We start from the raw sequence: 15,196 nt of genomic DNA, 5'->3' as shown, positions 1-15,196 counted from the left end.
TTATTTCGCCAAATTCTTCTATTATCCTTATTTCTTTCGTTTCTTTATTCGACATTTTTTTAAGAGTTATTTTAAAAGAATAATTTTTTGAAAAATGAATAATGGTTCATGACATATCATGTCAATAAGTAGAAGCGCTTACAAAAAAGGTAATCCTTCCCTCTAATTGAATTTAGAATTAAGATAACTTTATAGAAAGGGTGATTAGGAATGAATCTTGCTACGCCAACTGATTTTGAGGTTCATCTTTTCCATGAGGGAAATTTGTTTAAAGCTCATGAATTATTTGGTGCTCACAGCAGCGTACGGAACGGTGTTTGCGGTACTGTGTTTACTGTTTGGGCTCCTCATGCGCTTGAGGTGCGGGTTTCAGGTGATTTTAATCACTGGGACGGCTCGAATCACAAGCTTGAAAGAGTGAATGATCAAGGTATCTGGTCTGCTTTTATTCAGGATATAAAAGAGGGAGACCTGTATAAATACGAGATTATTACACAGAAAAATGAGAAAATTCTTAAATCTGATCCATTTGCTTTTTATGCTGAGGTAAAACCTAATACCGCTTCAATTGTTTATGATCTGGCAGGATATGAATGGAACGATCAGAAGTGGCAGAAGAAGAAGCGTCAAAAGGAAATTTATAACCGTCCGATGTATATTTACGAGCTTAATCTTTGTTCTTGGAAAAAGAAAGAAAACGAAAGCCTTTATACATATTTGGAGCTAGCAGATATATTGATTCCGTATGTTCTCGATCATGGATTTACTCACATTGAGCTTCTGCCTATTATTGAACATCCTTATGATCGTTCATGGGGGTATCAGGGAACAGGATATTATGCGGCTACCAGCCGGTACGGAACTCCTCATGAACTAATGAAATTCATAGATCTTTGTCATCAGAATAATCTTGGCGTCATCATGGACTGGGTACCTGGCCATTTCTGCAAGGATGCTCATGGGCTTTATTATTTCGACGGGGAACCGACATTTGAATATAAGAGATATGAAGACCGGGAGAATGAGGTTTGGGGTACGGCTAACTTTGATTTAGGAAAGCCTGAGGTTCAGAGCTTCTTAATCTCAAATGCTCTTTTCTGGCTTGAAAAGTATCATATTGATGGATTCAGAGTGGATGCAGTAGCAAATATGCTGAACTGGCAGAATACTGAAGAGCCTCACGAGAATCCATTTGCAGTGAGCTTTTTGAGAAAGCTGAATGAAAATGTATTTGCGTATGATCCTGGTGTTTTAATGATCGCAGAGGACTCAACAGACTATCCTTTAGTGACATCACCTACCTCTGATGGAGGACTTGGGTTTAACTATAAATGGAACATGGGCTGGATGAACGATATCCTCAAGTACATGGAAGCTCCGCCTGAACAGAGGAAGCACCTGCATCACAAGGTATCATTCTCATTGATCTATGCTTTTACTGAGAACTTTATCCTTCCGCTTTCACATGATGAAGTGGTTCATGGAAAACGTTCGCTGCTGAATAAAATGCCGGGTGATTATTGGCAGAAGTTTGCTCAATATCGTCTGCTGCTCGGGTATATGATGACTCATCCAGGCAAAAAGCTGCTGTTTATGGGCGGGGAGTTTGCCCAGTTTGATGAGTGGAAGGATCTTGAGCAGCTTGATTGGGTGCTTGATGATTTTGACATGCATCAAAAGGCAAGAAGCTATTTCAAGGAACTGCTGGCTGTTTATAAGAGACAGCGCCCTCTGTATGAGCAGGACCACTCTCATGAAGGCTTTGAATGGATTGATGTGAATAATTCCGAGCAAAGTATATTTTCCTTTATCAGAAGAGGCCTAAAGCCTAATGAGCAGCTCGTTGTAGTCTGCAACTTCACACCGCAAACCTACCACGATTATAAAGTGGGGGTGCCGGCTGATACAAAATACATTGAAATCATGAACAGTGATGACACTGTATTTGGAGGATCAGGCCAGGTTAATAAGAAAGATCTTAAAGCACTAGAAGGCATGAAGCATAATCAGCCTTATCACATATCAATGACCATTCCCCCTTATGGAATATCCATTTTACGCGCAGTTAAAAAACGAGAGGAGACAATCAACCATGGTGAAAAAAAAGTGCGTCGCAATGTTATTGGCAGGAGGAAAGGGTAGTCGTTTAAGTTCGTTAACGCAAAACCTTGCAAAACCCGCAGTTCCATTTGGCGGAAAGTACCGCATTATCGACTTTACATTAAGCAATTGCTGCAATTCAGGTGTAGACACAGTTGGGGTGCTGACACAATATCAGCCGCTTGTCCTGAATTCTTATATCGGAATTGGCAGTGCATGGGACCTAGACCGTAAAAATGGAGCAGTTACAGTACTCCCTCCATACGCAGAATCATCAGAGGTTAAATGGTACAAAGGAACGGCAAGTGCCATCTATCAAAACATGAACTACTTAAAACAGTATGATCCTGAGTATGTCCTGATTTTATCTGGTGATCACATCTATAAAATGGATTATTCGGAAATGCTTGATTACCATGTTGAAAAAGATGCAGACGTATCGATCTCTGTTAAAGTAGTGCCTTGGGAAGAAGCAAGCCGCTTTGGTATTTTAAATACAGATGCAAATTTAGAAGTTATCGAATTTGATGAGAAGCCTCAAAATCCTAAGAATAACCTTGCATCAATGGGTATTTATATTTTCAAATGGTCGATATTAAAAGATTTTTTGGAGATGGATGAACGGAATCCGTACTCAAGTCATGACTTTGGCAAAGACGTATTGCCTTTGCTGCTTGATGAAAAGAAAAAACTTGTGGCTTATCCATTTAAAGGCTATTGGAAAGATGTCGGAACGGTTAAAAGTCTTTGGGAAGCCAATATGGATCTCTTAAATGAAGTGCCAGAACTTGATTTGTTTGATAACAACTGGCGGATATATTCTGTGAACCCGAATCAGCCGCCTCAATATTTATCAGATGGTGCAGAAGTAACGGAATCTCTGGTGAATGAAGGATGCGTGGTTTATGGAACCATTCACCATTCGGTTTTATTCCAAGGTGTAACAGTAGGGCAGCATTCGTTCCTGAAAAACACGGTTGTCATGCCGGATGCGGTCATTGGCAATAATGTATATATTGAAAATGCGATTGTTCCATCAGGTTTAGTAGTACCGGATGGCATGGTGATTCGCTCGGATAAAGATATTGAAGAAGTCATTTTAGTAACGGAAGAGCTAGTAGAGCAAACGGCAGGAGCATAACCGGTAAGTTCGATGTGCAAACAGCAGAGAAACCCTATTTATTTCCGATGAAAATAAACTAATGCGAGAGGTGGAACAGCTATGAATCAAAGGATGCTGGGAATTATTGATGCAACAACGTATACAAATGCCATCGAGGACTTAACGGTAAATCGGTCGATGGCTGCTATTCCGTTTGCGGGGCGTTACAGATTAATTGATTTTATTTTATCAAATATGGTGAATTCAGATATCGAAAGTGTAGCTATTTTTCCAAAGTACCAATATCGTTCCCTGATGGATCATTTAGGGTCAGGCAAGCAATGGGATCTTAATAGAAAGCGCGATGGGCTGTTCTTTTTCCCGTCTCCGCATTTAAATGATCAGTATAGTGAATTCGGATCCATTCGCCAGCTGTCAGATCACATTGACTATTTCTTGAGAAGCAAGCAGGAATATGCGGTGATCACAAACAGCTATACAGTCTGCAACATTGATTTCAAAGATGTTCTGGCGAAACATGTGAAAATAGGCTGCGATATTACGGAAGTCCGCAAAGACGGCGAATCTCTGCATATGTATGTGATGTCGACAAAATTATTACTGAATCTTATCCATGACAATAATCAAACGGGTTATAAAACCATTGCACAAGTAATCATGGAGAATACTCATAAAATGATGATCTGTGATTATGAGTTTGATGGATACGTTGCCATTATTGATTCAATTGAAAGCTATTACCGCCACAGCTTAGAAATGATTAAGCCGGAAGTGTGGCAGCAGTTATTTATTAAAAACCGTCCGATCTTAACAAAGGTGAAGGATGAGCCGCCTGCAAGACACGGACAGAATGCTGTTGTGAAAAATTCAATGATCGCAAACGGCAGCGTGATTGAAGGGTATGTAGAAAACAGTATTATTTTCAGAGCTGTTCATATCGGAAAAGGAACAGTTGTAAAAAATGGTATTATTATGCAAAAATCTCAAGTTGGAGAAAATTGCGTGCTTGAGAATGTAGTTCTTGATAAGGATGTAAAAGTAGGCAGCGGCATCGAATTAAAAGGATCTGCTGATCTGCCGATCGTACTTAGAAAAGGAACAGTACAAGGAGAGCTGATGAAATCGTGAAGGTATTATTTGTTGTATCGGAATGTGTCCCTTTTGTAAAATCAGGGGGTCTGGCGGATGTTGCAGGGGCGCTGCCCAAGGAATTAAAGCGTCTTGGAACAGATATTCGAGTGATTTTACCTAAATACGGTCAAATTCCGGAGCGGTTCCGGTCAAAAATGAAAAAAATCAAAGATATTGTTGTTCCTGTCGGATGGAGAAGACAATATTGCGGAATTGAACAGCTGGAATTTGAAGGAGTCACGTATTATTTTATCGATCATGAATATTATTTTAAGCGTGATTCTTTATATGGCCACTATGATGATGGGGAGCGTTTCTCTTTTTTCTCTAGAGCTGTTCTGGATTCGATTAAAGCAGTCGATTTCCAGCCTGATGTGATTCATTGTCATGATTGGCATACAGGCATGGTGCCATTCCTATTAAAAGAAGAGTACGCTTCTCAATCGTTTTATGAAAATATGAAAGCGGTTTTTACGATTCATAACCTGCAATTTCAGGGTATTTTCCCAAGAGATATTCTGCATGATTTACTTGGTCTTGATGACCGGTATTTTAATGCAGATCAGCTGGAATTCCATGGCTTTGTGAACTTTATGAAAGCAGCTCTTGTGGCTTCAGATATGATTACAACAGTAAGCCCTACCTACAAGAATGAGATTCAGACCCCATACTTCGGTGAGCGTCTTGATGGGCTGCTGCGGGTGAAGGAAGCATCCCTTGTAGGGATATTAAATGGAATTGATGATGCGATTTATAATCCGGAGGACGATCCATACATAGCGTTTCCGTTTGATGAAAACTCTGTCAAAAACAAAGCAAAGAATAAAAAAGAGCTTCAGAAGATGTTTGGCCTTCCGGAAAAAGAGGATACGCCTCTTCTTACAATGGTCACTCGTTTAACACAGCAAAAGGGCCTTGATCTGGTCGATCGCGTCCTGCATGAAATGCTTCAATCAGATATGCAGATCATTATCCTTGGAACCGGAGAGAAAAAGTTCGAGGATTTCTTCAGGCACATGGAGTGGCTGTATCCTGATAAGTGCAAAGCATATATCGGATTTGATGAGCCGCTTGCCCACCGCATCTATGCGGGCTCGGATTTCTTTTTAATGCCTTCGCAGTTTGAACCATGCGGTCTTGGCCAGCTGATTGCTCTTCGGTACGGATCGATTCCGATTGTAAGAGAAACAGGCGGCCTGAATGATACTGTAACATCCTACCGCGATGATTCAGGCGAGGGGAATGGCTTTACGTTCACCAACTTCAATGCTCACGATATGAAGAACACCGTTAATCGCGCATGCTCTATTTATAAAAATAAAACCATCTGGAACAGCCTTGTCAAAACAGCGATGAAAGAAGACTACAGTTGGGCGCAGTCAGCGTTTAAATACAACCAGCTATATGCTGATTTAATGACTAGGAGTGGGAGTCATGTTCTCTAACAAAAATGAATTTAAAGACAGTTTTCTTAAGCGCTTGGAAATGAGTTATGGAAAAAAATTTGCTGAATCAACAAAACGTGATCAATACCAAACGCTTGGAAATATGGTAAGAGAACATATCAGCAGCAATTGGATTACTACGAACGAATGGAACCGGGCAAGCAACAACAAACAAGTTTATTATTTATCGATTGAGTTTTTGCTTGGGAGACTGCTCGGACAAAATCTTTTAAATTTGGGCATTCGTGACGTTGTGCTTGAAGGCTTTGATGATCTTGGCATCAACCTTGAAGAGATTGAAGAAAGTGAAGCAGATGCAGGTCTTGGCAATGGCGGTTTAGGCCGCCTTGCTGCTTGTTTTCTAGATTCGCTTGCTTCATTAAATTTGCCGGGACATGGTCTTGGCATCAGGTATAAACATGGTCTTTTTGATCAGAAGATTGTGGATGGCTATCAAGTGGAGTTGCCTGAGCAATGGTTACGACACGGAAATGTATGGGAAGTCCGTAAGCCGGATCAGGCGATTGAGATTCCGTTTTGGGGAAAAGTTGAACATGTATACGAAGATGGTAAGCTTGACTTCCGCCATGTTCATTTTGAAAATATTATGGCTGTACCTTATGATATGCCTGTGATTGGGTATGAAACGAGCACAGTTAATACGCTGAGGCTTTGGAACGCTGAGCCTTCTCCAAATCCGCCTCACCGTGATGTTCTTGCTTATAAACGTGAAACAGAAGCAGTATCGGAGTTTTTATATCCGGATGACACGCATGACGAAGGAAAGATTCTCAGACTTAAGCAGCAATATTTCCTTGTCTCTGCAAGCTTGCAGTCCATTGTCCGGTCTTACCTTAAAAAGAATGATACCCTGCATGAATTCCACAAGCATGTTGCCATCCATGTAAACGATACTCATCCCGTTCTTGCCATCCCGGAACTGATGAGAATTTTGCTTGATGAAGAGCATATGGAATGGGAAGAAGCTTGGAATATTACATTTAATACGATATCTTATACGAATCATACGACATTATCTGAAGCGCTTGAAAAATGGCCGCTGCATATCTTTAAGCCGCTGCTCCCAAGAATCTATATGATTGTAGAGGAATTAAACGAAAGATTCTGCAAAGATCTGTGGAATCGTTTCCCTGGAGATTGGAAGCGTATTGAAAATATGGCGATTATCGCTCACGGTGACGTGAAAATGGCCCATTTAGCGATTGTCGGAAGCCACAGCGTCAATGGAGTCGCAAAGATCCATTCTGACATTCTGAAAAACCGGGAAATGAAATTGTTCCATCAAATTTATCCTCAAAAGTTCAATAACAAAACCAATGGAATCACTCACCGCAGATGGCTGCTTAAAGCCAATCCAGAATTGACAAATCTCATTACCGAAACAATCGGGACCGACTGGATTAAAAACCCGTACCTCATGATTGAACTAAAACGCCATATCTATAATCCGCTTTTAAAAGAAGAATTTGCAGCCGTTAAACGAAAAAGAAAAGCGATTCTTGCAGACATTATCGAAAAGAAAACGGGAATTGCCGTCGATAAACATTCGATTTTTGATGTTCAGGTTAAGCGTCTTCATGCATATAAACGACAGCTGTTAAATGTGCTGCACATCATGTATCTTTATAACAGGCTGAAAGAGGATTCAAACTTTACGATCTATCCAAGAACGTTTATATTTGGAGCCAAGGCATCCCCAGGCTACTATTATGCGAAAAAGATCATTAAACTAATTAACTCGCTTGCAGATAAAGTGAACAGCGATCCTAAGGTTTCGCAGATGATGAAAGTCATTTTCATGGAAAACTACAGGGTTTCGCTCGCAGAGCATATCTTCCCGGCGACAGATGTAAGTGAACAAATCTCAACTGCCAGTAAAGAGGCATCTGGAACAGGAAACATGAAATTCATGATGAACGGTGCGCTCACAATGGGAACTTTGGACGGAGCGAACATTGAAATTTTAGAAGAAGTCGGAAAAGAAAACATCTTCACTTTTGGCTTAAATGCCGATGAGGTTCTGAATTATTACGAAAATGGCGGGTATCGATCATCTGAGTATTATCATCATGATCTGCGGATCAGACAAGTGGTCGATCAGCTCACAAACGGATTCTTCCCTGATACAGAAGATGAGTTTGAAGCGATTAAAGACTCTCTGCTTTATGAAAATGATCAATATTTTGTTTTACGTGACTTTGCATCCTATGTCAATGCCCAGGAACAACTTGAAAAAGCTTACAAAAACCAAGATAAGTGGCTTGAAAAAGCACTTCTTAATATTGCTCACTCTGGTTATTTCTCAAGTGACCGGACGATTCATGAGTATGCTGATGGCATTTGGGATATCCAGCCGATTCCTGTTATTCATTAAGTATTTGAAAACCCGCCTGTTGAGCGGGTTTTCTGCTGTTTAGTATTTTAAAGATTTGCCAATATGTTCTCTGATTTCGAAAAAAAATCAAGATTTCGATGTACAAGCTTTTGATAATCGCATTGATAGTAAGTCAGGAAAAAAACGCATGAAAATTTCATGCGTCTACCGAATTATCAATTATCTCCATCAAGCAATCGTCCAAGTCCGCCCAGAATACTGCCTTCTCCTGAAGCGTTCCCGCCGGTGCTTGGAGCATTGGCAAAAATGCGGTCAGCAAGACGGCTGAAAGGGAGTGATTGTACCCATACTGTCCCAGGTCCTTGTACAGTTGCAAAAAATAATCCTTCACCGCCGAAGAAGGCCGTTTTGACTTTCCCGACATATTCAATGTTGTAGTGAACGTCCCGCGTCATCGCGACAAGACAGCCTGTATCGATTTTCAGGCGTTCCCCAGGTGCAAGCTGCCGTTTATGTATCGTACCTCCAGCATGCAGAAAAGCAAGTCCGTCTCCTTCTAATTTTTGCATAATGAATCCCTCACCGCCAAAAAAACCGGTTCCTAACTTTTTCTGAAAATCAATTCCGACAGACACACCTTTAGCAGCACAGAGGAAAGCGTCTTTTTGACAAACGACCTTTCCCTGCATTTCTTTTAAGTCGACAGGAATGATTTTGCCTGGATAGGGCGCTGCAAATGAAACTTGCTTTTTGCCCCCAGCTTTATTTGTAAAGACCGTCATAAATAAACTTTCTCCAGTAATAACACGCTTACCGGCACCTACTAAACGGCTCATCAAACCCTTTGGCTCTGATCCGTCACCAAAGATGGTTTCCATATCAATGCCGTCATCCATCATCATCATACCCCCGGCCTCGGCTACTACACTTTCACTTGGATCGAGCTCAATTTCAACAAACTGCATGTCATCTCCATAAATCTTGTAATCAATTTCATGTGCGTTCAAAATGGTCACCTCTTTGCTTTTTTTTGTAAACATTCGTCATAAAGAAAGAAAACCCTTCTGTTTTCCATTAATAATGAAAGAAGTTCGTCATATAAAGGGGATAAGAGTATTAAAGCGCCAATCGAAGTCTGCTTTGACCTCGCACGGAATGTAGAAGTCCATCCGAAAACGACTAAAAAAACAAAAGAGAAAGCGGTTGGCGGTGTAACTTCCGGGCTTCTCGAAGAATGGGAAGCCGTGCACTTCGGTATAAAGCAAAGACTGTCTTCCAAAATAACAGAGATGAACATACCTTATGAATTTAAAGATATGATGGTTAAAGGAGCATTTAAGTCTTTTATTCATACTCATACTTTCGTTGCTTCAGGAAATGAAACAGTGATGATTGATCATTTTGACTATCAATCTCCATTAGGGTTTTTGGGCAAAGCCGCAGATTTATTATTTCTAGAGAGGTATATGCAAAAATTTATCTCAGACCGGGCAAAGGAGCTGAAAAAAATCGCGGAAACAAATTAAAACAGAGTTCCGGGGCGGAAACTCTGTTTAAGATTATGAAAAGCATAAAATTGATGTTCTTCTAACTCCTGATCAGAATCGATTCGCTGATTTCTGCCGGATTCTTATCTTGCTTTCGGAGCTTAACAAGACGCTTTTGCTTTTATTCCTCACTATATGGTTCTTTTTCTGATGCAGGAAGATCCCCGAAAGGAGTCATCAGTCCTTCTTCATCGAGTGTATGTTCATACTGTCTATGCTGTATGTTTGGATACACGGTTACGTTCTTTCCTTCAATATCTGTAGCCGCGAAATTTTCATAATCCTCTACATACCCTGTTGGGTCATCGTTCTCCATGTATACGTCGTTGTATGAATCAACAGGATATTCCATGTCAGAAGGAGTTTCAGAGTTGCCGAAGCGCTCTACGTCCTGATAAGAGTCCTCCGCATCATAAGCTTCCGAATCGCTTTCATCGTATTCGAATTGTCCGAATGCCGGCTCAAGTATGCTTTCCTCAATCGGTCTCGAGCGAGAAATAGCCTGCTCCGGGGAATGTTCCTTGCAAGTTGTTGCAGTCGGAAGCACTTCAAGTCTTCCTTCAGGTATATCTGTTCCGCATACTTCGCATACCCCGTAAGTTCCCTTTTCGATGGCTGCAAGTGCTCGATTTATATCACTTAATTCTTCCTCAACATGCTCATTTAAAGCGATATCTTTTTCACGCTCATAAAGCTCTGTACCCTCATCGCCCGGATGGTTGTCGTAGCTTGAAAGCTCTCCAGTAGAATCGTGCCCGAAGCTTTGCTCAAGTCCAAAATGTTGGTTTTCCTGCAGATGATGCTCGATTTCTGCTTTTCTTGCATCAAGCTGTGAGCGAAAGGAAGCTATTTGACCGCTGTTAAGCATTCCATTCACGCTCCTTCCTTAAAAAATAAGTATTTTTTAAATGTGTATAAATTTTCGCCAATGGTGTCTAGCTCCATCCCCCGACTCCTCGGACAAAATAAATCATCATCATGAGGGAGCTAAAAGGGTGTTCTGCTTTTCTTAGTATGAACATAATCATCTAAATCATGATTGTAAATAATGCACAAAAAAACACGGCCCGTCAAAGGGCCGTGCAGATTTAGATCGTGCTTATGAATAAACCTAGTGCGAGCAAAAAGCCAAATTGGATATTTGTCTGAGCTGTTGCTTTCATCGCAGGCATCATTTCCAGCGGCAATGATTTGCCTGAGAATTTTTTTACGGCACTGTATGCTTTAGGGGTGCTTATTAAGACTAAAAGCGCCCAAAAGGACAAATAGCCGAGTGCAATCATGATTAAGATGACAGCATAGGAAGCAGCGAACATTGAAGCGAGGAAAATAATCGCTTTTTTGCGTCCAATCAGGATCGCAAGGGTCTTGCGTCCATTTTCTTTATCACCATCAAGGTCGCGGATATTATTTGATAGCATGATGTTTCCAACCAGGAAAGCGATGGGAATGGAAATAATAATGCTGATCGGTGAAATTGTTCCAGTTTGAATGTAATAAGCAAGCAGGATAATTACCATTCCCATAAAGAAACCGGCAACGAGCTCTCCAAATGGAGTGTACGCAATTGGCATAGGGCCGCCTGTATAAAAATAGCCTGTAGCCATGCAGATTAATCCTATAACAGCGATCCACCAAGTGGAACTCATGCAAATATATACGCCTAATAGGACAGCGACGCCGAAAAATGCGAAAGCAAGGTTTAGAACTGTCTTCGGTTTCACACCGTTTCTGACAATAGCTCCCCCAATTCCGACTGAGTTTTCATTATCAAGTCCTCGCTTAAAATCGAAATATTCGTTGAACATGTTGGTTGCAGCCTGGATTAGGATGGATGCAATCAGCATAGCTAGAAATAATAAGATATGAACCTGACCTTCATTTAAAGCAAGAACCGTACCAATCGTAACAGGAATAAAGGCTGCAGATAATGTATGAGGACGGAGCAGCATCCACCATACTTTCCAGCTTTTATCCGGTTTGATGGAAGGCACGTTTTGTGTAGTGTGTGATTGTGTATGCATCAAAGATTTCTCCCCTTTTATAACCAAATGGAGCACGTTTGCTTCCCAGAATTAAGTGTAGGAAATTTACAATATTGTGTCAATCCTTTTACAAATGTTTGAACAATCATTTAATTCCCTCACTGGGAAATTTCTTCAGCGATAGCTTTTGATTTTAATGTTGCCAGGGTAGTAATATAATAAGGATAATAGTCGTTATTTCTATTATACCATTTCTTTGCCCAAGTACTATTGACACCTCTTTCCCCTGAGGTGTATCTTAATATAAGCGATTTTTCGGTTTTGGAGGGATTTCCAATGATTACGGCATTAAAACATACATTTACGGAGATTATAAAGCGTGCTTTGGAGGAAGCCAGACAGTTTGATAAACCGGTCATATTAAGCCAGATCAAGACGTTGAATGATTCGATGAACCCCCTCCAATTTTATGCGGCTGGCGAGCGGCTTTTTTTAGGCGAGCGGTTTTATTGGGCAGCTCCTGGTTCACGCTTTACGATTACAGGCTTGGGAAACGAATGCACGGTAGAAAATGATTCTGCCGAAAGTGATCGTTTTGGGCGGATTGAGTCTGATTGGAAGCGCTTTAAAAAAATGGCGCATTATGAAGATGCTGCGCACGCACATATAGGGACAGGTGCTTTGTTATTTGGCGGTTTTTCTTTTGATCCGCATAATCGCAGAAACGAGCGCTGGAACAAATACCCTGAGGCAAAATTCTTTTTGCCGTCGGTCATGCTTACAGTAAAAGACGGAGATTCGTTTCTGACAATCAATCGTGTGATAAAGCCGGCTGATGATCTTGAATCTTGTGCGAATCATTTTACAACGATTGCTAATGAAGTCCTGACAGGAAATTCAGGCGCCGGAGAAGAATCTGTGAATAATTACACGTTAAAAGAGGCAGATACGGAAACATGGCTTTCTGCAGTAAAAAAAGCAACAGATTCCATTAAGAGCGGTGAGCTTGATAAAGTGGTGCTGGCACGAGAAGTACAATTAAAGTATGATCACAACATTAATATCTATTCAGCTTTAAACAAACTGGAGAAAGAGCAGCCTACAAGCTTTATCTTTTCTTTTGAAAATGGCCGTCAATCTTTTATTGGTGCAACACCAGAACGTCTGATCAAAAAGGAAAACAGCAGGCTGCTTTCAACATGTCTGGCCGGTTCTATTAAAAGAGGGAAGAACAAACAAGAAGATACGGAGCTTGGGACAGCTCTTTTAAATGATGAAAAAAATCTGATTGAGCACGCGATTGTTGTAAAAATGATTAAAGATTCGTTTGAGGAATGCTGCAGCCAAGTAAAGGTTTCAGATCGCCCGCAATTATTGAAAACGAAAAACATTCAGCATTTGTATACACCGATTGAAGGGTCTATGAAGGCCGGGTATTCCTTATTGAACTTAGTAGAAAAACTTCATCCTACACCTGCCTTAGGCGGATACCCGAAAATGGCTGCAGTTGAAATGATCAGAGAGATAGAACCTATGGACCGCGGCTGGTATGCCGGTCCTGTCGGCTGGCTTGATGCTGAAAACAACGGTGAGTTTGCAGTAGCTATAAGATCCGGCTTAATTGAAGGCAATCAGGCAACCCTGTTTGCAGGATGCGGCATTGTAGCAGAATCCGATCCTCAAATGGAATATCAGGAAACACTGATTAAGCTTAAGCCTATGCTCTCTGCGCTTGGAGGAGTCAAACATGAGTGCAAATAAATCTTTAACCCTTTACGCAGCAAGTTTTGTTGATGAATTAACTAAAGCGGGTGTTCGGGATGCGGTTATTAGCCCCGGATCAAGATCAACGCCTATGGCCATGCTGATGGCTGAGCATCCTGATATAAACATTCATATTTTGATTGATGAACGATCAGCAGGTTTTTTTGCCCTTGGCCTGGCTAAGATGCAGCAAAGACCTGTTGCTTTGCTTTGTACATCAGGAACGGCGGCAGCTAATTATTTTCCGGCAGTTGTTGAGGCATTCTATTCAAGAGTGCCTTTGCTTGTTTTAACGGCGGACCGTCCGCATGAGCTTAGAGATGTGGGTGCTCCGCAGGCAATCGATCAGCTGCATCTGTTCGGACGCTATGCAAAATGGTTTGCTGATATGGCTATTCCGGAGCATACTGCTGAGCTTCTTCATTATGGAAGAACAATGGCGGCACGCGCAGCGGGCAAAGCCATTTCTTCTCCATCAGGACCCGTTCATCTGAATTTTCCGTTCAGAGAACCTCTTGTACCTGATTTAGAATCTGAAGATTTATGGACAAGCCTGAATGATCGTCCTAAACAGGTGCAAGTAACGGCAGGTTCGTCAATTATTGATGCTTGTGATGTACTGCGCTTAGCTGAACTCCTTTCACAAGAAAAAAAGGGATTGATCATATGCGGAGAACTGCGCGATCCTGATTTTGCTGAAGCAGCAGTGCATCTATCCTCCGTCCTGAAGTACCCGATTCTTGCTGATCCCCTTTCCCATTTAAGAACAGGGGCTCATAATCAATCATCAGTCATTGAATGCTATGATGCATTTATGAAGGATGAATACATAACAGATCAGCTTAAGCCTGAAATCATTATTCGGTTCGGAGCTATGCCGGTTTCAAAGCCGCTGTTTTTATTCTTGAAGAGTACAGATGATATCCGTCAAATTGTTGTCGATGGACAAGGCGGCTGGAGGGAACCGACCTTAATGGCGGCGGAAATGATTGAATGCAAGGAGAGCTGGCTGTGCCATGAACTTATCAGACAGGTCAAGACTCAGGAAGATACGGATTGGCTGCAGTTATGGAGAAAAGTAAATCTTGTTTCGCGTGAGTTATTAGGATCTGCCGAAGATAAAGGCGGCGACCTATTTGAAGGGAATGTCTTTCGTGAATTGCAGCATGCGCTTCCCCAGGAGTGTCAAGTGATAGCAGGAAACAGCATGCCCATCCGGGACCTTGATAACTATTTCCTCAACACGGAAAAGGACATTGCCGTTTATGCCAACCGAGGGGCAAATGGAATCGATGGGATCGTTTCAACAGCACTTGGAATGAGTGCTGGTGCCCGCACAGATTATCCAACTTTTTTAGTCATCGGGGACCTGTCCTTTTATCATGATATGAATGGACTTCTTGCTGCTAACATGCACAAACTTAATCTGACCATCATTCTTATTAATAACGATGGGGGGGGAATCTTTTCGTTTCTTCCGCAGTCAAAAGAAGAGAAGCATTTTGAAACCTTATTCGGTACTCCAACAGGTCTTGATTTTAAACATGCTGCCAATCTTTATGACGCCTCATATACACTGCCGGCAACATGGGAGGAATTCCGATCAGCAGTGTCAGATGCTGTCATTAAAAAAGGTTTGAACATCATAGAAGTGCGCACAAATCGTCAAACCCGTGTCAGCATCCATCGTGAATTGATGAATCGTGTTTCCCAGGAAATAAGAGAGAAGATCCTTAAATGATACG

General features: G+C 41.4%; 11 protein-coding genes. 8 read left to right on the top strand and 3 right to left on the bottom strand.

The features are described from left to right. Positions 1–210 precede the first annotated feature (210 nt). From glgB to LIT25_21080, 5 genes are all read left to right on the top strand, one after another. A complete protein-coding gene (glgB, locus tag LIT25_21100) occupies positions 211–2,142 on the top strand; it encodes a 1,4-alpha-glucan branching enzyme (protein USK33044.1) in 1,932 nt (643 codons plus the stop codon). Continuing rightward, positions 2,096–3,241, top strand: coding sequence for a glucose-1-phosphate adenylyltransferase (locus tag LIT25_21095; GenBank protein USK36363.1), 1,146 nt, complete (start codon positions 2,096–2,098; stop codon positions 3,239–3,241). The genes glgB and LIT25_21095 overlap by 47 nt, the downstream gene beginning before the upstream one ends. 81 nt (positions 3,242–3,322) lie before the next feature. Next, the gene (locus LIT25_21090; GenBank protein ID USK33043.1) at positions 3,323–4,351 is read left to right on the top strand and encodes a glucose-1-phosphate adenylyltransferase; all 1,029 of its coding nucleotides are present in this window, start codon (positions 3,323–3,325) and stop codon (positions 4,349–4,351) included. Continuing rightward, positions 4,348–5,799, top strand: a complete 1,452-nt coding sequence (gene glgA, locus LIT25_21085; protein ID USK33042.1) for a glycogen synthase GlgA — start codon at positions 4,348–4,350, stop codon at positions 5,797–5,799. Before LIT25_21090 ends, glgA begins: the two co-directional genes overlap by 4 nt. Next, a complete protein-coding gene (locus tag LIT25_21080) occupies positions 5,789–8,194 on the top strand; it encodes a glycogen/starch/alpha-glucan phosphorylase (GenBank protein USK33041.1) in 2,406 nt (801 codons plus the stop codon). Before glgA ends, LIT25_21080 begins: the two co-directional genes overlap by 11 nt. Positions 8,195–8,370: 176 nt before the next feature. Here LIT25_21080 and LIT25_21075 read toward each other — a convergent pair whose 3' ends face one another. Continuing rightward, positions 8,371–9,162, bottom strand: a complete 792-nt coding sequence (locus LIT25_21075) for a TIGR00266 family protein (GenBank protein USK33040.1) — start codon at positions 9,160–9,162, stop codon at positions 8,371–8,373. A 66-nt stretch (positions 9,163–9,228) separates the two neighbouring features. On the opposite strand from LIT25_21075, the gene LIT25_21070 reads away from it, so the two are divergent. Further along, positions 9,229–9,681: an SRPBCC family protein gene (locus LIT25_21070; protein USK36362.1), complete on the top strand. Its 453-nt coding sequence runs from the start codon at positions 9,229–9,231 to the stop codon at positions 9,679–9,681. 142 nt (positions 9,682–9,823) lie between these two features. Here LIT25_21070 and LIT25_21065 read toward each other — a convergent pair whose 3' ends face one another. Then, positions 9,824–10,570, bottom strand: coding sequence for a TraR/DksA C4-type zinc finger protein (locus LIT25_21065; protein ID USK36361.1), 747 nt, complete (start codon positions 10,568–10,570; stop codon positions 9,824–9,826). Positions 10,571–10,790: 220 nt separating this feature from the next. Continuing rightward, a complete protein-coding gene (locus LIT25_21060; GenBank protein USK33039.1) occupies positions 10,791–11,726 on the bottom strand; it encodes a 1,4-dihydroxy-2-naphthoate polyprenyltransferase in 936 nt (311 codons plus the stop codon). A 297-nt stretch (positions 11,727–12,023) separates the two neighbouring features. Here LIT25_21060 and LIT25_21055 point away from each other — a divergent pair, with 297 nt between their 5' ends. Both LIT25_21055 and menD read left to right on the top strand, forming a co-directional pair. Beyond that, complete coding sequence (locus LIT25_21055; protein USK33038.1) at positions 12,024–13,448, top strand: isochorismate synthase; 1,425 nt, start codon at positions 12,024–12,026, stop codon at positions 13,446–13,448. Then, complete coding sequence (gene menD / locus LIT25_21050; GenBank protein USK33037.1) at positions 13,435–15,192, top strand: 2-succinyl-5-enolpyruvyl-6-hydroxy-3-cyclohexene-1-carboxylic-acid synthase; 1,758 nt, start codon at positions 13,435–13,437, stop codon at positions 15,190–15,192. The genes LIT25_21055 and menD overlap by 14 nt, the downstream gene beginning before the upstream one ends. Positions 15,193–15,196: the final 4 nt, after the last annotated feature.

It is taken from the genome of Bacillus sp. F19, from assembly GCA_023823795.1.
Lineage (GTDB): Bacteria > Bacillota > Bacilli > Bacillales > Bacillaceae > Bacillus_P.
This window is presented reverse-complemented; position numbering and strand designations above follow the sequence as displayed.